Source organism: Comamonas halotolerans (genome assembly GCF_030162935.1).
Taxonomy (GTDB): Bacteria; Pseudomonadota; Gammaproteobacteria; order Burkholderiales; family Burkholderiaceae_C; genus Comamonas; species Comamonas halotolerans.
The window spans coordinates 33,525-51,526 of sequence record NZ_JASAUZ010000005.1; the positions used below are offsets into that span (position 1 = coordinate 33,525).

Genomic DNA, 18,002 nt, shown 5'->3' on the forward strand with positions numbered 1-18,002 from the left:
GCCGTTAAAGGCGCACCCAGTGGTTGTCCAGCGCCAATATGGCGCTGCTGGCCACGGCGGAGCCTTGGGGCCAGTGCCGGACTTGCTGGACTCCGCCGGTCCATAGTTGTGAGTGATCGGGTTGCAAGGGGTGAAGCACGCTGTCGTTGCTGATGCAATACACGCCTTGCTGGCCGTCCTGGCGCAGGCATTGCGCCATGGCTCCAGGCTCCTGTGGTGGCTGCCACCAGGTGAGCAGATCGGCGCGGGGACAGCTGACAGCAAAGTGCTGCGTGTGGCAGCTGATATCGCCCCCATAGCCTTGCCATTCCGCGCCCGAAGGCAGGGGGGCTGCATGCAGGCGCTCACCATCAAACAAGGCCAAGACCGGGGCCTGCTGCTTTTGCTCTGCAGTGTCGTGTTCTGCCTGTAAGGCAATCCCCAGCCAGCGTTGCTCACGGCTCCATGCCACAGCAGGACCCCAGGCCAGATGGCGCAGGCTCAGGCGTGGATCCGCCAGGCGCCACTGCCCGGTGATGGCTCCCTGATCGGGCGGGTTGAGCCGCACGATGGAGGAGTCCATATGCGTGAGCTTGAGCTTGCGGCGCCCGGTTTCGGGCTGTGTGGAAATGCCGCCATTGGCCACCATCAGGCTGCCGTCCCGGTCAAGCAGCAACTGGTGAGGGTCCATGCCTGCGGTGCGCCATTCGGAGATTTTTTCCAGGCTGTTAGCGTCGCGCACGCCGATCAGGCCCTGGCTGTCTGCCAGATCGGTTTCGGTGGTGTAGAGGAGCTTGCCGTCGTGGCTGGCAATCACATGGCCGTTGAAAGCACGGTCAGGTTCAATCCAGTGCCACTGCTCGCTGCCGTCGGGGCGAACGCGCAGCAGCCAGTCGCCAGGGCGGCGGCTGGCAAACAGCAAGCTGCCATCGGCCAGTTGCGTCATGCCGTGCGCACGGGTGGGCACAGCATGTGCATGCACGATGTGCAGCGGTGCATCTGCGGATGCAGGCAGTTGCACCACCCCGACATGCAGCTCGGGGCCGACCGACCAAGCGGCGGCAAATTGTGGAGCAGCAGGGTGTGCGGCCCAGCTGCGCAACGGGGTGCATGCCAGCAAGGCCATGCCTTGCAGCCATTGTCGGCGGTTGTGCTGCATGGGCTTAGTCGCCGTCGGCGTCAGAAAAACCGATGCTGATATCCAGGGCCATTGCCACATCGTTTTCCACGAGGTGCTTGAGTTGGTTCAGGGCTTTGCTGGCGGCGGTGATGTTGTCGAGGTCAGGTGCCTGGATGGCTTGCATGGCGCTATCGACTTTCTGAGTGGCCTCGCGCACTTCCTGGGCCAGACGCTCCCAGCCTTGCACTTCCACCAGGCGCGCAATGCTGACTTGTTCGGGCTGCTGGCCCTCTCCCACTGTCAGGCTGCGCAGTGCGCTCCACTGGGCCTGCCAACTGGCCAAGGTGCCTTGGCTGGCAGCGCGTGTGAGCTGTGCTGGCTTGCTGCTGGCACTGCGCAGCGGCTTTTCCATGGACTGCCAGCGCAGTCTTTCTAGTCCGCCTACCCACTGGTTGATGAACTCAGCTGTGCTGTCAAAGTCAAGCTGTGTGAACTGGCTGGCTGCGAGATTGGCCTGGTGCAAGGCGCGCAGTTCCTGTGCCAGGTCTGCAGCGACCAAGGAGGCGTAGTGGCAAGCAGGGGTGCCAGCCTGTGCAACATCCGCCCACAGCAGGTGCTCGGCCACGGGGAAGCCTTTGGCTGGAGCGCCAATGGTTTCCATGGCGGCCAGGTTCTTGGGGGCTTTGCGCAGAGCAGCCTGGAGCAATTGCGGGCGCATGGGCTGAAAGTCCACCATGCGAGCGGTGCGGCGTTCGATCTGAGGGCCCATGGCAAGCGCGGACAGGCGCTCCCAATCCTGGCTGGCCTGGGCGAACTGTGCGCGAGCCTGCTCCAGGCTGCTGCGTCCTGCGCAGTATTGCTGCAGCTGCTGGTGCAATTGTTCTGCCGAGGTCCTGGCCTTGGCCGATTGCGGCACAAACCACTGCGCGTACAGTCTTTGCGCCGCTGCGCCAGAGGTCAGTGGCGGTGTGGGCGTGGCAGCATGCACGCTGGCTGCCGCCAGCAGCAGTGTCAATCCAAGAGAAGCAGTGAGAGAACGCATTACAGAGATTCCACAAATTGAACCAGGGCTGCGCGGTCTTGCACAGGCATGTGGCGGAATTGTTCCCGGGCTTGCTCGGCTTCGCCTCCGTGCCACAGGATGGCCTCAGCGACACCGCGGGCACGGCCATCGTGCAGCAGACGCTGGTGGTCGTTCACGGCTGGCAGCAGTCCAATACCCCACAGCGGTGGCGTGCGCCACTGACGGCCATTGGCAGCAAAGTCCGGGCGGCCATCGGCCAGGGCTTCGCCCATGTCATGCAGCAGCAAGTCGGTGTAAGGCGTGATGTCCTGCCCGCTCAGTGCCTGGCTGCTCAGGCTGGGGAACAGCACGGCACCTGTCCTGTAGCTGGGGCGGTGGCACTGCGCGCATTGCGCAGCATGGAACAGCGATTCACCACGCAGCACCTGGGCATCCTGGCTGTTGCGGCGTGCCGGGGGGGCCAGTGTGGACTGATAAAAAATCACTTCGTCGAGCACATGGTCTTCAATCTCGACACCAGCATGGCCCTTGGCATTGCCATTGGGCGCTTGCAGGCAATCTTTCTGGCTGGGTGTGCAGGTCTGCTTGGGAAAGCGCTTGGAGGTGATGCCGATATCCCCCTGGAAGGCAGCGGCCGATTGGTGCGCCACGCTGGCAACGTTGGCCTTCCAGCCAAAGCGCCCCAGCATCATGCGCTGGGCATAGGCATCCCATACATGGTTGGGCTGGCCTTTGATGGGGCCCGCAGTAGCAGCCTGAGCCTGGGCGTTGGCCAGGATGTCGGCTTCTGCAATGGCTTCCAGCAAACCCAGGCCGATCACCTGCGGCGCAATACGGGGGCTGAACATCACGTCGGCAGCCATGGGGCCGTAGCCCAGATCCGAGAAGTGATAGATGGGTTTTTCCAGAGTGTAGGGGCTGCCATCGGCATATTGGCCAGCAATGCTTTCATAGCTGAGCGTCAGCGTGCCTTCACCTTTGACGCCGTTGACGCCCATGGTGTTGAACTGGTCACCATAGACCGGCTCGTGCTTGGGGCCGCCATGGGCATCGGTGCCGGGGACGGACAAACGAATCAGCAAGCCCGCAAAGGGCTGTGGAGCCAGCGGGTTGTGAAAGTCTGGTGGCTGGGCACGGCCATCCTGTGCATGGCAGCCGCCGCACGAGCGGGCCAGAAAGTGTGGGCCCAGACCATCGCGTGCACTGGTGGATGCAGGCGCTTGCACCCAGTTGCGCTTGAAGAAGGAGTTGCCAATCACAAAGCGTGTGCGCTCAGCATCGCTCAGGTTGGCTGCAGGCAAAGAGAACGCATTGCGACCGTTGGAGAACACGGTTGTGCTGCCGCCGGGCTGGGCATCGGGGGCAGGGCGATCGAACAAGGTGCTGGGGGCGCTGGAAGTCGCTTGGCTGGAGGTCGATTGTGCGGTACAAGCGGCCAAAACCAGTGCAGAGGCGAAGAGGGTGCCAAGTGTTTGCAAGGGTTTCATAACGCGTTCACAAATTCTAAAAAATTACACCGCTGCCTGATGTGCCCAAAAGAGCAGCAGCGGTGTCAGGGGCAGGCAGCCGAAGTTGCGTGCGATCAGGGCTCCACCAGATTCAGTTGCTCAAAGCCTACGGCTTTGGCTGCCTCTACCAAGTCCTTGCTTTGCTGAGTCAGCGCATCAATGGTGGTTTGAATACTGGCGCGTGCAGCACTGTCACGCGCCCCTTGGATGGCCTGGTCAAACGGTGCAGGAATGGCATTGGCAGATGCCACAGACTTGGCGATTTGCATGGAGGTTTTTTCGGCAATTGCTGGGTCATGGGCTGCCACCCAGTCACGCAGGCCAGGGCCTTTGAGCTGCGAGCCATCCAGGCGCTTGTAGCTGCCCAGCCAGACGTTTTGAATGCCTTGTGCATTGGTTGCGGCATCACGGTGGGTGTTGTCGGAGAAGCAGGAATGCTCATCTTCCTGGTCGCGGCTGGCCATGGCCACTTCCAGGCGCTCGCCCGCCAGCTCGCCGCGCGACAAGGAGCCCAGGCCCACAAAAATCTTGCGCAAGGACTCTTCGCCACCGACTTCAAACTCAGCGCGGAAATTGTTCTTCACACCGGGCTTCCATGCCTTGGCAACCGATTCCAGGTCATCAATCAACAGCTCGGTCACCACCTTCAGGTACTGACGGCGGCGGTCAGCGTTGGGTTTCTTGCCATCGATGAAATCGGTGAATGGGCGTGCGCCGGGGCCGGTGTCACTCAAGTCCTGGCCCCAGAGCATGAACTCGATGGCATGCCAGCCTGTCGAGATGTTTTCCTCACCGTCGTGCTCGTTCAAATCAGCCAGACGCTGTTTGGTGATGGCTTCTTTACGGTTGTTGATGATGCCGGCATTGTCATCACCCACCACGTAGTCCACATAGGACTCATCCATGGGCCAGGCGTTGAGCTGGCCTTCGGGGCCGTCCTCGCTGTCAATCGGACCGTCGTAGAAACGGAAGGCCTCGGTTTGGCCGTAGAACTCGCGTGCATCCAGCCAGGCCTTGCGCGCTGCATCTTGTGTAGCTTGACTGGGCTTGGCCAAGAAGGCATGCACCGCTTTTTGCAACTGCTTGGCCGCTGTAATGGTGTCACTGTAATTGGCATACACCAAGGTGCTGTAGTGTTGCACGACGTCCTGGGCCTTGAGTTGGCCTACGCTTGCGCTGGCAGCGTTAGCTGCGGGCTGGGCGGCAAAGGCGGACGTGGTGGTGAGCGCCCCCAGGGCGAGCGTGCTGGCAATCAGGTAGCGGTACATAGGTCGTGGATGGAGCATCAATCAAAGCAAAGATTTTATGTGATTGATAATTGTTTTTATTTGCTTTTAAGCAACATCATCGTCAGGCTCGCTACAAAAGCACTGTCCCTTGAATACAAAGTACGCACTGGCCGCCTATCCATAGCTGTTGCTGCGCATCCCGAGCAATGTGTATCCGGCCATTTCTGCCAACACTGCGGCCTTGCAGCGCCAGATAAGGCGCCTGAATTTCATTGCGTGTGCAGAGCCAATCGGCCAGACAGGCGTTGAGGCTGCCGGTGACAGGGTCTTCATAACCCGACAAAGTGAATGCACGCACTTCCAGTTGGGCTTGTTCGTGGTGACGCAGTGCGCAAAGACCAATGCCCACATCTTCCTCGAACAGATCGCTCAGCGCTTGTAGCGCACTGATGGTGGGTTGCAGCGCAAGCAAGGTGTCTGCGGTATCCACCTGTATGCATAGCCAAGGGGTGCCAACGTCCAGCATGGCAATTGCCTGTACATGGGCCGCATCCAGTTGCAGGCTTTCATAAATACGTGTCAATCCGTTGGGAACAGCGAGCATCTGCACCGTGGGCGCTGCAAACGCCAGCCCTTGGCTGGATCGCTGAATGGCCACCAGGCCTGCCGCGCATTCTTGGACAATGCGCTGCGCGTTTTGAGCTTGCCCGCCATGTGCCAGCCATGCGTGGCAGCTGCCTAAAGTCGGGTGCCCGGCAAAATCCATTTCCCCTGCCGGTGAAAAAATACGCAGTCGATAGTCTGCGCCCTGTGCACGCGCCGTCTCGTTGGGGGGCAGCACAAAGGTGGTTTCCGACAGATTGGTCCAGCGTGCAAAGGCCTGCATGCTGGCTTCATCGAGCCCCTCCGCATCCAGCACCACAGCGACTGGATTGCCTTTGTAGGCGACGTCAGTGAATACATCAACGGTCATCATCGGCCGTTGGCGCGCAGCAACGGTGTTCATAGCGTCACCTCGCCTTGTACGCAGGTAACGGTGTGCCCGCCTACCCAGACCTGGCCGCTGGCATCCTGGGTGATGGAGACCCAGCCGTCACGCCCCACACAAGCACCCTGGTTGGCCATATAGGGCGCTTGTACATGGCCTTGCGCAATCAGCCATTGCGCTGTCGAGCCATTGAGGCTGCCAGTGACCGGGTCTTCCACGCCGGTGGTACTGAAGGCGCGTATCTCCAGTTTGGCAGCAGCGCTAGCGGGTGTGGCACGAAGTCCGGTGGCGAAGGCTTCGGCTTCGCGACAGGCTCTGCCAATCAGCGGGGTGGCATCGTCGTCCTGATAGAGCGCGGCCACGCCCACTTTGTGACCCAGAGCCTTGATTTGCGCCAGGTTGGGTTCCAGCGACAGCACGGTATCAGGGCTGTCCAGCAGCAAGCACATCCAGTGGGGGCCGTTGTCCAGATAGGCAGCATCGATGACCTGTTCAGTATGCAGACCCAGGGCGGCATAAATGGCATGCAGATTGGCTGGCAAGGGCAGCGCGCTGGTGCTTGGGTTGGCAAATGACAGGCCGTGCGCTGTGCGCTCAATGGTGACCAAGCCCTTGGCGCATTCTTGCACGATGTATTCCGGGCGTTGAGGCTGACCTCCATGCGCGAGCCATGCGTGGCAGGTGCCCAGGGTAGGGTGACCTGCGAATGGCATTTCCGCCGCGGGTGTGAAGATGCGCACGCGATAGTCGGCACCCTGCGCACGTGCAGTCTCGCTGGGGGGAAGCACAAAAGTGGTTTCCGACAGATTGGTCCAGCGCGCGAATGCCTGCATGGTGGCTTCGTCCAGCCCCTCGGCATCCAGCACCACCGCGACAGGGTTTCCTTTGTACGGTACGGCAGTGAATACATCGACGGTCATCAAGGGACGGGATGCAGGGGTGGCGTAAGTAGGCATGGTGCAGGATAAAAAAAGGGCAAAGAAAAAGCGCATAGCTCATGCAAGCTATGCGCTCTACACGATACGCCACTTGCAGCGGCGTAGCCTGCGTGCGGTTGGATTACTTGGTCTGCAGAGCGCGAATGGCGGCTGCCAATGCGGCAATACCCTGGTTGATCTGCTCGGGCGAGACAGTCACATACGACAGGCGCAACGTATTGATTTCCGCATCATCGGCGTAGAACGGCGCGCCGGGCACGAAAGCCATACCGCGCTCGACAGCCTCTGCCAGCAGGACTTGTGCATCCATGCCCTTGGGCAGACGCACCCACAGGAACATGCCACCCACGGGGCGTGTCCAGGTGACATCCAGACCTTCCATTTCCCGCTGCAAGGCGACCAGCATCACATCGCGCTGGACCTTGTACATGGCGCGAATGGTAGGGATGTGGCTGCGCAGGAAATCATCCTTCATCACTTCAGCCACCACGCGCTGATTGAAGCTGGGGCTGTGCAGGTCGGCGGCTTGCTTGGCTTGTGTGAGCTTGCCGTAGACCGACTTGGGCGCGACGATGAAGCCCACACGCAGGCCGGGTGCCAGCACCTTGGAAAACGAGCCCATGTAGATCACGCCCTCGGGGTTGCGTGCAGCCAAAGGCAGCGGTGGCTCTCCTTCGTACCACAGGTCACCGTAAGGGTTGTCCTCAATCAGCGGAATGTCCAGCTCCTTGGCCTTTTCCACCAGTGCCTGGCGGCGTGCCTCGCTCATGGTGCGGCCCGTAGGGTTCTGGAAGTTGGGCAGCACATAGGCGACGCGAGCCTTGTCGGCACCTGTGCCTACCTTGGCGGCGAAGTCATCAATCAGCATGCCTTCGTCGTCACTGTCCACGCCCACGGCTACAGGCTCAACGGGCGTGAAGGCTTGCAAGGCGCCCAGGTAGGTGGGCTTTTCCACCAGAATGCGGCTGTCTTTGTCCAGGAAAATCTTGCCGATCAGGTCCAGTGCCTGCTGGCTACCGGTGGTGATCAGAATTTGCTCGGGATTGACATCCCAAGGCAGAAAGTCCGCAATGGCTTGGCGCAGAGCCGGGAAACCCTCTGTGGTGGAGTATTGCAGTGCGGCTGCGCCGTCACGTTCCATCACGGTGTTGCAAGCCTGGGTGAAGGCAGACAGCGGGAAGCTGGCAGGCGAAGGCAGGCCACCAGCCATGCTGATGATGCCGGGGCGGTCGGTCAGTTTCAGGATTTCGCGAATCGCGGAGGAGTTCATCTTGGCTGCACGTGCAGCAAGGGTCCAATTCGTCATAACTACTCAATCTCAATAAGCAGCGCGCACTGTGCGCGTGCTGGCAAAAGCTTGTTGCAAAGAGCATACCGTGGTACAGCATGGCAATGCGTCCCGGCTAATACGGATGCAGGGGGCAGCTTGGCAATTGGTGTCATCCCACCGGATAGATGGAGACACTGGTGCGGCTATTGTGAGCCGAAGTTCACGGGCTTGCGGGAGGTGTGCAGAAAAAAATACGGATGTCAGGCACGCAACATCCAAATGGCAGTGGCCACGAGCAGCAAGGCCATGCTTCGGTTGAACCACAGCAGGCGTCGGCCTTGTGCCAGCCATTGGCGCAAAGCGGCTCCGATACAGGCGTACAGCAGGTTGCTGCTGAAAGCATAAAAGGCCATCACCGGAAGAACTACCAGTATGCGACGACCGGCGTCCGACTGGCCTGCCACCCAACCCGCGACGATGGTCAACGCCAAAAGCCATGCCTTGATGTTGACGAATTGCAGCAAAACCCCTTGCCCGAAGCCCACTTGCAGCTGCGATGGATGTGCCTGTGCCAGTTTCCCGCTACCCGAGAGCTTGTAGGCCAGCCACAGCAAATAGCCGATACCCACGACCTTGATCCCCCAGCGCAGGGCAGGAACCCCGGTGATCAGTGCGCCGACGCCGAATGCGCAAAAAATGAGCAGCAAAGTCCAGCCTACAGGAACGGCCACGATAAAGCGCAAGCTGTGCCGCAGTCCGTGGTTGGCTGCCATTGCAGTGGACAAGGTGGTGTTGGGGCCGGGTGAAAAGCTCATGGCTGTTGCCAAAATGAGCAGGGCAGTGAATTCTTGGAGTGGCATGGTGGACAAAGAAGCAGCACCCGACACTGTAGAGGCCTTGTGCCGTCAAGGCCAGCAGGTTTGTATCAAGAGTGTGAGCAAAAAATGAAAAACCGAAGCTTACGGCGCTGGCGGCTTCGGTTCAATGTGCACAGGCGCACAAGCAGGCGGGGAGTGTGATCACCAGGATGGGCGCTGATTGCTCCAGCCGCAAGCCAGGCGAAGCAAAGTGCGGTTGACGTGCTCCAGTGAAATATCGTGTTCGATGCACACCTCGCGGACGGTGGCTGCACCGTTTTCCTTTTCCAGTGCAAATGCCAGTTGCAGGCTGGGTGCATACGGGCCCTCGCCGCGCACGGCGGCGTCGGGGATGCGTTCGGACAGTGGCAGACGGGAGAGCGTTGTCTGCAGCGGTTCATCAAGCACATCGTCGAGGCGGGCAAACAGCCCGCACAGATAAACCTCGCTACGCAGCTCCTGGCTGACACCCGCATCCAGCAAGTGTGCCGTGAGTTGGGCACGCATGACCGTACCCAGACGGATCGGGTGCAGATCTTTTTCGTGGCTGGCATGCGCCAGCTGGGTGATGAGCCATTCCTTGAGCGTGCCGTAACCGAGCATGAGCAGCGCGCGACGCAGCGAGTCGATGGGATTGCGGGCACCAAGCGCGGCCGAATTGGCGTACAGCATGAAGCGGTAGGCCAGTAAAGGGTCTTCGCTGAGGATTTCTTCAAAAGTTTCCAGCGATTGATCGGCATCGACAGCCTGCATCAAGCGCAGCACATGCGCGTGTGAAGGGTGCAAAACCCGTGCTCCGCGGACACGGTGCAGTATGTCTTCATTCGGCCAGCCTGCAATGGCGCTTGCGTGGTATTGCTCCAGACAGCGGTGGGCCAATATCTGGCTGTGGATTTCCTCATACATCTGACCTTCCAGCAGGGCCAGCCGCTGCGGCACAGGCTGATCGGCAGCGACGCGCATGAGGGTCATGGCATCCTGCGGCTCCAGGTGCAGCAGGCTGCATGCGTAGTGCCGGGCGTCCTGCTTGCTGGGGAGCTGGTTCATGCTGCCGCGCCATACCAGACGCACGCCGCGTTGCGCTGCTGCAGCCACCTGGGTTTGCAGCTCAGGGTTGTCGGCCAGCCACTGCGCACGCACCTCCAGCGCCCAGATCGGGCTGGCTTTGATATGTGTGAGCAGCGATTGCAGCAGCGGGAGCGATTGCGGCGACAACAGCAGCAAGGGCGAAGAAGGGGCCCACATCTCGCTCAGGATGCGCAGCAGGTGGGCGGTGTCTACCGGGGTGTTGGGGTGGTCGTGCAAAAACAGCTGCACGCCGCCCAGATTGCGTTCGGCATTCCACAGCGGGCGATAGCCCATGACCAAAGCGTTGAGAACAAATTCCACGGTGCCAACCTAAGGTGTCAGAGGGATAGGCAGCTTAGCCGATGTAGTTGAACAGCGATAGTTTCTGGATGGAGGCATAGGTCTGCAGGGCTGCCGACACCGCAGTCTGCTGGGACTCCAGGTCAGACAAGGCCTTCACCATGTCAATGTCCTCTGCCTGGGAGCGTTGGTTCTCCATCATCTCCGAGCGGTGCAGCAAGGTGCTTTCCTTGCGCTGGGCGTCCACCAGCAACGTGCCAGCGGCGCTGCGCACGGTAGAGACGCGGCTGATGCCAATGTCGATCTCGGAGATGGCGCGCAACACATCCTGGGAGACACTGCTGCCGTTGCTGCCAGGGACGTTCAAGGCCGCAATGACCTTGTCCATGGCCGCAAAGATGGACTGCTCTTCGCTGGGCATGATGGTCAGGCTGTCGCCGGCTTCGGGTGTGCCGGTGAAGTTGATCTCCATACCCGCCACTGTCAGCGGTGTACTGAAGGTGGCCCAGCTGGTGCCACCGTCAATGCTGTATTCCTTGGTGCCGCCGTTGTCCCGGAAATTCACGGTCAATGGGTCGGTCAGCGCCACTGCGGTGGCGGGGTCGACGATGGTGCCTGCATCGGTGGAAAAGCTGTTGTTGGGCGAATGTGCCTCCATGGCCAGCACGCCGTTGCCGGTCTTCCCCAAGAAGAAAGCATAGTTGCCATCCAGCGAGTTGCTGATGGTGTACTCACCGCTGTTGGCCTGCCCGGGTTGCACGGAGGAGGCAGCGTCTGTGTAAGGGCGGCTGCTTTGGCTGTCCAGGCCGCGGAACAGTGGCAGTCCATTGCTGTCCTGGCGGTTGGCATACCCGAGAATCTGATCGCGCAAGCCTTGTAGCTCTTGAGCCAGTGCACCAAGCTGCACTTCGTCGTAACTGCCATTGCCTGCCTGCACCAACAGCTCGCGGAAGTCTTGCAAACGGTCGTTGATGTCGCCCAGCGTGGCTTCTGCATATTCCATGGTGCTGACCTGCGCATTCAAGGTGCGCTGGTCGGTCTCCACGCGCGCTATACGTGTGCGAGCCCGTTCTGCCTGTGCGGCAGCCACAGGATCGTCACTGGCACGCAGCACGCGCTTGCCAGCAGATGCATGTTCCATCTGGCTGCTCAGCTCGGCTTGTTGCTTGCTGATGTTGCTGATGGTGCGGTCATAGGTATTGGCAGTGCCGAGGCGGGAAATACTCATGAAAGTCTCCTAGGCGTTAGCGACCGACGGCGTTGAGCACGCTGTCAAACAAGGATTGCGCTGTCTGTATCACCTTGGCCGATGCCTGGTAGGCCTGCTGATATTGCAGCAGGCGTGCGGCCTCTTCATCCAGGTTGACGCCAGATACCGAGGTGCGGTCCAGGTTCAAGTTGTTGGCGACAGTTTCCGACAGTTGGGCGGCCAGCTTGGCACTCTGGGTGCGTGTTCCCACCACGGCCATGGCTGCGGAAAAACCATCGCTGAGCAGGGTGCCAGAGTCAAAAACGGCAGCATCGCGCAAACCCAGAAAAGCGGCAGCATTGCCCGCATTCAAGGCGATACCTTCGGCACCCAGATCCTTGGCGTTGCCCACGGTGACGGTGTCTCCAGCCTTGGGAGTGCCGGTCAGGGTGATATTCCAGCCCAGAGCCTGTGCAGCGGCAGAGCCCGCTTCAGGGATGCTGCTGCCGGAAGTGAACGTACCGTTGTAGACGGTGTTGCCCACGGTGAGCTGATAGCTGCCCTGGTCATCGGTAAACACGATTTGCAGTGGCTGCTGCAGGGCGGGCAGCTTGCTGGTGTCCGTGGTCGTCAAACTATTGAGCTGCAGTGTGCTGTAAGCCTGGGTGTTGATGCTGGCGGTGACTGCATTGGCGACGGCCAAATCGTCGGGGTTGTGCACCAGGGGCTGCATTTGCTCTGCGGCCTTGGAAAAGGGCTGGAACAAGATGCTTTGCCCAGGTTGTGCATTGGTGGCCGGGACATTGAAGGTGAGACCATCGAACTCCAGATCAAACCCTGCTGATGCATTGCTGATGTCGACTTTGGTGCCATCGCTCAGGCGTGTCAGTGTGGCCGTGTCGTTGGGACCATACACAATCTGGTAGTCGGAGGCACGCAGCGAAGCGGAGTCCTTCAAGGCCACGGAGGCGCTGTCCGTCAGAGTGCTATAGCCCTGCCCATTGAGTACGGTGTTGAACAATGGCTTTCCATACTCGCCTGAAAGCGTCAGGCCCAGCTGGTTCTGCTTGTTCATGAGGTCGCTGATGACCACGGCCATACGGCCCAGCAGGTTGCGTCCTTCCACCAGGTCTTCGTTGTTGAACTTGAGCAAGCCAGCCACTTCACCGCCACCCAGCATGTTGGCGGTTAGCTCGACCTTATCACCATTGCTGTAGCTGAAATACAGCGACAGTTTCTGGCTGCCCGGGTATTCCGAGGTCTCCGCCACGCTCAGCGAGGCGACGCTCTGGCCCAGCACCAGAGGCTGGCTACCAGCGATGAAAAGGTTGATGCCGCCATCATCGGCGTCCACCTGGCTGGTTTGCACATATTGGTTGATTTCGCGAACCAGTTCATCGCGCGCGTCCAGCAAATCATTGGGCGCATGGCCTGCTGAGAGGGCACGTGTGATTTGCGCATTCAGGCTTGCAACCTGTCCTGCCAGGCTGTTGACCACGGTAATGTCGTTGCTGATCCGTTGTTTGGTGCTGTAGTCCAGCTCTTCCAGCGTGGCATTGGCCGCACGAAAGCGCGAGGCCAGCTCGTTCATGCGAGTCAAGGAGACATTGCGCGCACTGGCATCACTGGGTGCGCTTTCAATGTCAGCAAATGCGTTGAGCATGTCGTTGATGGCTGCGCCCAGGCTGGCATCGCCGCCGGAGTAGATGTCCTGCATCTGCATCAAGGACTGGTAACGGATGGCATCGGCTGCGCTGGCAGCATTGGCAGCGTTGGACTGTTTGCCCAGCAAGGCGTTGTAGTTGCGCAGGACGGTAGCCACCTGTACCCCGTGGCCGATATAGCCAGAGCCCAGGTTCTGTCCCACCAGCGCATTCGTGATGACGGTCTGGCGTGAGTAACCCTTGGAGTTGACGTTGGCAATATTGTGCCCCGTCGTGGTCAGTGCCTGCTGGTTGGAAGTCAGTGCAGAGATGCCGACATTCAGTAAGCTCATTGGCGTGTCTTTCTAAAGCTTTAACCTTGGTTGCCCTGCTGTGCGTTTTGCGCGCTCTGGATGGCGCGGGACAGCTTGCTGGCATAAAGAGGATCGGTGGCATAGCCTGCGTTCTGCAGGGCTGTGGCATAGGCCGTGGCGCTGCCGGTGCTTTGCATGGCTTTGGCGTAGCGCGGGTTTCCCGTGATCAGACGGGCGTAGTCACGGAAGGAATCTTCGTAAGAGTCATAGGCGCGGAATTTGGCCTTGACCTTGCGTGGAATGCCATCGATGTATTCGGTGGTGGTAATTTCTGCGACCTTGCCACTCCAGTTGCCCGTGGCCTTGATGCCAAACAGGTTGAAGGAGTTGCTGCCGTTGTCGCCCCGAATCTCGCTTCTGCCCCAGCCGGTTTCATGACCGGCCTGACCCAGCATATAGCTGGCGGGAATGCCACTTTCACGTGCCACACGTTGTGCAGCACTCTGGTGGGCCTGGACGAAATTGTCGCGTCCTTTGGGTGATGGTGCGTAAGCGTCCAGGAATGCGGTGCTTCCGCCCAGAGGTGCGGTTCCAGACAAGCCCGGATAGCGGGCACTGCGCCCTGCGAAGCTGACGGTGGAAGGGATGCTGAAATTGCGCTCCATGCCACCCAATGCTGCGGCAGGGTTCACTCCGGCTTCGGCAGGGTCGATGCCCATGGAGCGTGCAATCTGCGCGGTGATCGCATCCGTCAGCCCGCCGGGCATGCCCGCCATGGATACCGACAGCTGCTGGTCCATCATGGAGTCTGCCAACTTAGAGCTTTCGTTGTCCAGCAAGCCACTTTTCATTGTGGCCTGGCGCATGCTCTTGATCATCTCGTGCATGAATAGCGATTCCAGCTGTTTGGCTGCCTCGCGTGCCGCTTGCGGATTTTTGGCGTTGGCCTGATTTTTCAGACTGTTGAGCGCATGGATATCGGTGGCCAGCGCATTGCCTGTGTGGATCGTGCTCATATCACCTCCAGTTCGGCATTCAACGCGCCAGCTGCTTTGATGGCTTGCAAAATCGCCAGCAGGTCTTGCGGTGTGGCTCCCAAGGCATTGAGCGAGCGCACCACATCGGCCAGCTGTGGCGACGCTGGCACGCGCACAATCTTTCCGGCATCCTGCGTGACGTTGATATTGGTTTTCTCTGCCACCACGGTCTGGCCTTGGGAGAACGCACCAGGCTGGCTGATGACAGGGGTGGAGTCGATAGTGATAGCCAGATTGCCATGGGCGATGGCACAAGGCCCCAAGGTGACGGACTGGTTCATCACGATGGAGCCGGTGCGGGCATTGATCACGACCTTGGCAGAAGGCTTGTTGGTGGGCAGGTTCAGCTCTTGAATGTCGGCAATAAAGCTCACGCGTGCACCGGGGTGCTGCGGGGCTTGTACCTCAACCGTGCGTCCATCCAGCGCCATGGCCGTGCCCATGCCGTGGCGGTTGTTGATGGCGTTGACCACCTGGTTGGCGGTGAGGAAGTCGGTGGTGTTCAGGCCCAGCTTGATGGTGTCACCGTCATGGATCGGCGTGGGAACCGCACGCTCCACCTGCGCGCCCAGGGGAATGCGACCTGCGCTGAGGTGGTTGATTTGCACCTTGGAGCCGCCCTGTGAGGCACCCGCACCGCCAATGACCAGATTGCCTTGTGCCAGAGCGTAAATTTCGCCGTCGGCGCCGCGCAAAGGGGTGGTGATCAGTGTGCCGCCCTTGAGCGATTTGGCATTGCCCATGGATGAGACATTGATGTCAATGTGCTGGCCGGGCTGGGCAAACGCAGGCAGATCGGCCGTGACGATGACGGCTGCCACGTTCTTGAGCTGCAGATTGTTGGTGTTGGCGGTGGCAGGCAGCGTGATGCCCATTTGCTGCAGATAGTTCGCCAGCGTTTGGGTGGTGTAGGGCATCTGGGTGGTCTGGTCGCCGGTGCCATCAAGGCCGACCACCAAGCCGTAGCCGGTTAACTGGTTGGACCGAACGCCCTGAACCGAGGCCACTTCCTTGATGCGCAAGGCGTGGGCCGGCGATGCCAGCATGCCGCTGCCAAGAGCCAGCAGTGCCAGAGCCAGGCGTGCGGCGCGGAATGTGGAGAGCGTGGACAGTACTTTCATACTGCCCAATTCTGGAGAGCTTTAGAAAGGGATAAAGCTCAAAAAGAAGCGTGACAACCAGCCAATTGCCTGCGCTGAATTTTGCTGGCCACGACCGCGCGATTCCACGCGCACATTGGCCACCTGGGTGGAGCTGATCACGCTGTTGGGCTGCAGTTGGTACGGATCTACTGTGCCGGTGAAGCGCAGCACATCAACATTTTGGTTGACGCCAATTTGCTTTTCTCCGGTGACCACCAAATGCCCGTTGGGCAGCACCTCTACCACGGTGGCCGTGATGGCTCCGGTGAAAGTGTTGGCGCTGGAGGTGCCACCACCGCCTTCAAAGTCGGAGTTGCTGCCAACGCCCAGCTTGCCCAGCTTTTGTGCTGTGCCGAGTGCGCCACCGGTCAGGATAGGCAGATCGGTGATGCCAGCCGACATTTTGCTGTCACGGTTGACCGTGGAGGATGACTTCTGGCTGGCTGTGACTTTTTCTGCAATCTGAATGGTCACCATATCACCCACCAGGCGCGCGCGACGGCTTTCAAATGGGGGGCGATAACGGTTCGCCTGGAACAGGCCGCCTGTGGCCTGGGCCTGCTGCTGGGGAGCAGCAATGGCAGTGGACGGCAAAGGCTGGGTCTGGTTGTGCAGATCAACCGGAGGCGGATCATTGAACGCGCAGCCGCTGACAACCAGACAGGCTGCAACTGATAGCGCAGTGCGTGGAGCATGCTGCATCCATGCCAAAGTCTGGAACAAGGGGCGAGAGGCGGACATAAACGCTCCGAAGAAATGCAAGGCAAACGCTTGTGACGCTGAGCGATCTGGGCAGACCGGGATCAGCGCAGCAAGGAAGGAAAAATCACAGCTGCGACAGCTTGGCCAGCATCTGGTCGCTGGTGGAAATGGCCTTGGAATTCATCTCGTAGGCGCGCTGGGTCTGGATCATGTTCACCAGCTCTTCCACCACGTTCACGTTGGATGATTCCAGGAAACCTTGCATCACAGTACCCAGGTTGTTGGTGCCCGGTGTGCCGGTCTGAGGCGCGCCCGATGCGGCACTTTCGCGGTACAGATTCTCGCCAATGGGCTCCAGGCCGGGGGCATTGATGAAGGAGGCCGTGTTGAGCTGACCAATCTGTTGGGGCTGAGCCTGACCGGGCAAAGTGACCGATACCGCGCCCGAGCGGCTGATGCTCAGCTTGGTAGCATCCTGAGGCACGGTGATACCGTCCAGCAAGGGGTAGCCGCCAGCGGTCACCAATTGCCCGTTGGCATCTTTGCTGAAAGTGCCATCGCGGGTGTATGCCGTGGTGCCATCCGGCATTTGTACCTGGAAAAAACCGTCACCGCTGATGGCGACATCCAGATCCTTGCCCGATTCCAGGGGAGTACCCTGCGTGAAGTTGCGGGTGGTGGCCACGGTGCGCACACCCAGCCCCAGGTGCATGCCGGTGGGCAGAATGTTCTGCTCATCGGCTTGCGAACCCACCTGGCGCAGGTTCTGATAGATCAAGTCTTCAAAAACGGCGCTCTGGCGCTTGTAGCCCGTGGTGGAGACGTTGGACAAATTGTGCGAGACCACATCCATATTGGTCTGCTGGGCTGACATGCCGGTTTTGGCAATCCACAGGGAATTCATCATGGTGAAGTGTCCTTCCGTAATTCGTTACGTTGCGGCTTAGCCGTTCATGCTCAGCAGCTGGCTGGCAGTCTTGTCGTTGTTTTCTGCCGTGGTCAGCAGCTTCATCTGTTGCTCGAACTGGCGTGAGGCGGCAATCATGCCGACCATGGCTTCCACAGCATTCACGTTCGAGCCTTCGAGCGCACCAGCGATCACGGTGGCATTGGCATCTGCGGGCAGGTCGCCCTGCGCATTGCGGAACAGGCCGTCATCGCCGCGCTGCAGCGGTTGGTCCTGATTGGGGGTGACCATCTTCAGACGGCCAATGTTGATGGGGTCCTGACCATCCAGCGTGGCCACCACCGTGCCGTCACCGCCAAAGCTCACGCGGGCGTTTTGCGGAATGTCCACAGGAGCGCCGCCGTCAGTCAGCACAGGCAGGCCGTTGGCAGTGACCAACTGACCATCCGCGGTAACTTCCAAAGCGCCGTTGCGGGTATAAGCCTCCAGCCCGTCCAGTCCTTGAACGGCAAACCAGGCGTTGCCTCGAGCCATCAGGTCGGTACTTTTTCCGGTGGTTATGGCAGGTCCTGGCTGGTCCAGGTGACCCGAGGTAGCGTCCAGGCCAAACACGCGCGTACTGGAACCCTGGCCCTGCAGCGGCACCGAGCGGAAGGTGCTCAGTTCGGCACGGAAGCCCGTGGTCGAGACGTTGGCCAGATTGTTGGAAAGCACCGCCTGCCGCTGCGCAGCGGCGTTGGCGCCGGTCATGGTGGTGTAGATGATGCGGTCCATGGCGAATTCCTAG

At 60.1% G+C, this 18,002-nt stretch carries 16 protein-coding genes; all 16 read right to left on the reverse strand.

The window, feature by feature from the left end; all coding sequences use genetic code 11:
* Positions 1-4: 4 nt before the first annotated feature.
* Positions 5-1,138 carry a DUF1513 domain-containing protein gene (locus QEP11_RS05180; RefSeq protein WP_284335573.1) on the reverse strand — a complete coding sequence of 378 codons (1,134 nt, stop codon included), beginning with the start codon at positions 1,136-1,138 and terminating at the stop codon, positions 5-7.
* 4 nt (positions 1,139-1,142) lie between these two features.
* The gene (locus QEP11_RS05185) at positions 1,143-2,141 is read right to left on the reverse strand and encodes an imelysin family protein (protein WP_284335574.1); all 999 of its coding nucleotides are present in this window, start codon (positions 2,139-2,141) and stop codon (positions 1,143-1,145) included.
* The gene (locus QEP11_RS05190; protein WP_284335575.1) at positions 2,141-3,610 is read right to left on the reverse strand and encodes a di-heme oxidoreductase family protein; all 1,470 of its coding nucleotides are present in this window, start codon (positions 3,608-3,610) and stop codon (positions 2,141-2,143) included. Before QEP11_RS05190 ends, QEP11_RS05185 begins: the two co-directional genes overlap by 1 nt.
* A gap of 95 nt (positions 3,611-3,705) precedes the next feature.
* Complete coding sequence (locus tag QEP11_RS05195; protein WP_413788680.1) at positions 3,706-4,917, reverse strand: imelysin family protein; 1,212 nt, start codon at positions 4,915-4,917, stop codon at positions 3,706-3,708.
* A gap of 73 nt (positions 4,918-4,990) precedes the next feature.
* Positions 4,991-5,866: a PhzF family phenazine biosynthesis protein gene (locus tag QEP11_RS05200; protein WP_284335576.1), complete on the reverse strand. Its 876-nt coding sequence runs from the start codon at positions 5,864-5,866 to the stop codon at positions 4,991-4,993.
* Positions 5,863-6,804 (reverse strand): PhzF family phenazine biosynthesis protein, encoded by a 942-nt coding sequence (locus tag QEP11_RS05205; RefSeq protein ID WP_284335577.1) that lies wholly within the window; start codon positions 6,802-6,804, stop codon positions 5,863-5,865. The genes QEP11_RS05200 and QEP11_RS05205 overlap by 4 nt, the downstream gene beginning before the upstream one ends.
* A gap of 103 nt (positions 6,805-6,907) precedes the next feature.
* The gene (locus QEP11_RS05210; RefSeq protein ID WP_284335578.1) at positions 6,908-8,092 is read right to left on the reverse strand and encodes an aminotransferase-like domain-containing protein; all 1,185 of its coding nucleotides are present in this window, start codon (positions 8,090-8,092) and stop codon (positions 6,908-6,910) included.
* Positions 8,093-8,316: 224 nt separating this feature from the next.
* Positions 8,317-8,916: a LysE family translocator gene (locus tag QEP11_RS05215; protein WP_284335579.1), complete on the reverse strand. Its 600-nt coding sequence runs from the start codon at positions 8,914-8,916 to the stop codon at positions 8,317-8,319.
* A gap of 159 nt (positions 8,917-9,075) precedes the next feature.
* The gene (locus QEP11_RS05220; RefSeq protein ID WP_284335580.1) at positions 9,076-10,302 is read right to left on the reverse strand and encodes an HDOD domain-containing protein; all 1,227 of its coding nucleotides are present in this window, start codon (positions 10,300-10,302) and stop codon (positions 9,076-9,078) included.
* A gap of 34 nt (positions 10,303-10,336) precedes the next feature.
* Positions 10,337-11,509 (reverse strand): flagellar hook-associated protein FlgL, encoded by a 1,173-nt coding sequence (gene flgL / locus QEP11_RS05225; protein ID WP_284335581.1) that lies wholly within the window; start codon positions 11,507-11,509, stop codon positions 10,337-10,339.
* 16 nt (positions 11,510-11,525) lie between these two features.
* Complete coding sequence (flgK, locus tag QEP11_RS05230; protein WP_284335582.1) at positions 11,526-13,466, reverse strand: flagellar hook-associated protein FlgK; 1,941 nt, start codon at positions 13,464-13,466, stop codon at positions 11,526-11,528.
* A gap of 20 nt (positions 13,467-13,486) precedes the next feature.
* Positions 13,487-14,443, reverse strand: coding sequence for a flagellar assembly peptidoglycan hydrolase FlgJ (gene flgJ, locus QEP11_RS05235; RefSeq protein ID WP_284335583.1), 957 nt, complete (start codon positions 14,441-14,443; stop codon positions 13,487-13,489).
* Positions 14,440-15,585 (reverse strand): flagellar basal body P-ring protein FlgI, encoded by a 1,146-nt coding sequence (locus tag QEP11_RS05240; protein ID WP_284335584.1) that lies wholly within the window; start codon positions 15,583-15,585, stop codon positions 14,440-14,442. The genes flgJ and QEP11_RS05240 overlap by 4 nt, the downstream gene beginning before the upstream one ends.
* Before the next feature lie 21 nt (positions 15,586-15,606).
* Entirely contained in the window at positions 15,607-16,308 is a 702-nt protein-coding gene (locus tag QEP11_RS05245) for a flagellar basal body L-ring protein FlgH (protein WP_284335631.1), read from the reverse strand.
* Between the two features lie 124 nt (positions 16,309-16,432).
* Positions 16,433-17,215 (reverse strand): flagellar basal-body rod protein FlgG, encoded by a 783-nt coding sequence (gene flgG / locus QEP11_RS05250; protein ID WP_284335585.1) that lies wholly within the window; start codon positions 17,213-17,215, stop codon positions 16,433-16,435.
* 36 nt (positions 17,216-17,251) lie between these two features.
* Positions 17,252-17,989 (reverse strand): flagellar basal-body rod protein FlgF, encoded by a 738-nt coding sequence (flgF, locus tag QEP11_RS05255; RefSeq protein WP_284335586.1) that lies wholly within the window; start codon positions 17,987-17,989, stop codon positions 17,252-17,254.
* Positions 17,990-18,002: the final 13 nt, after the last annotated feature.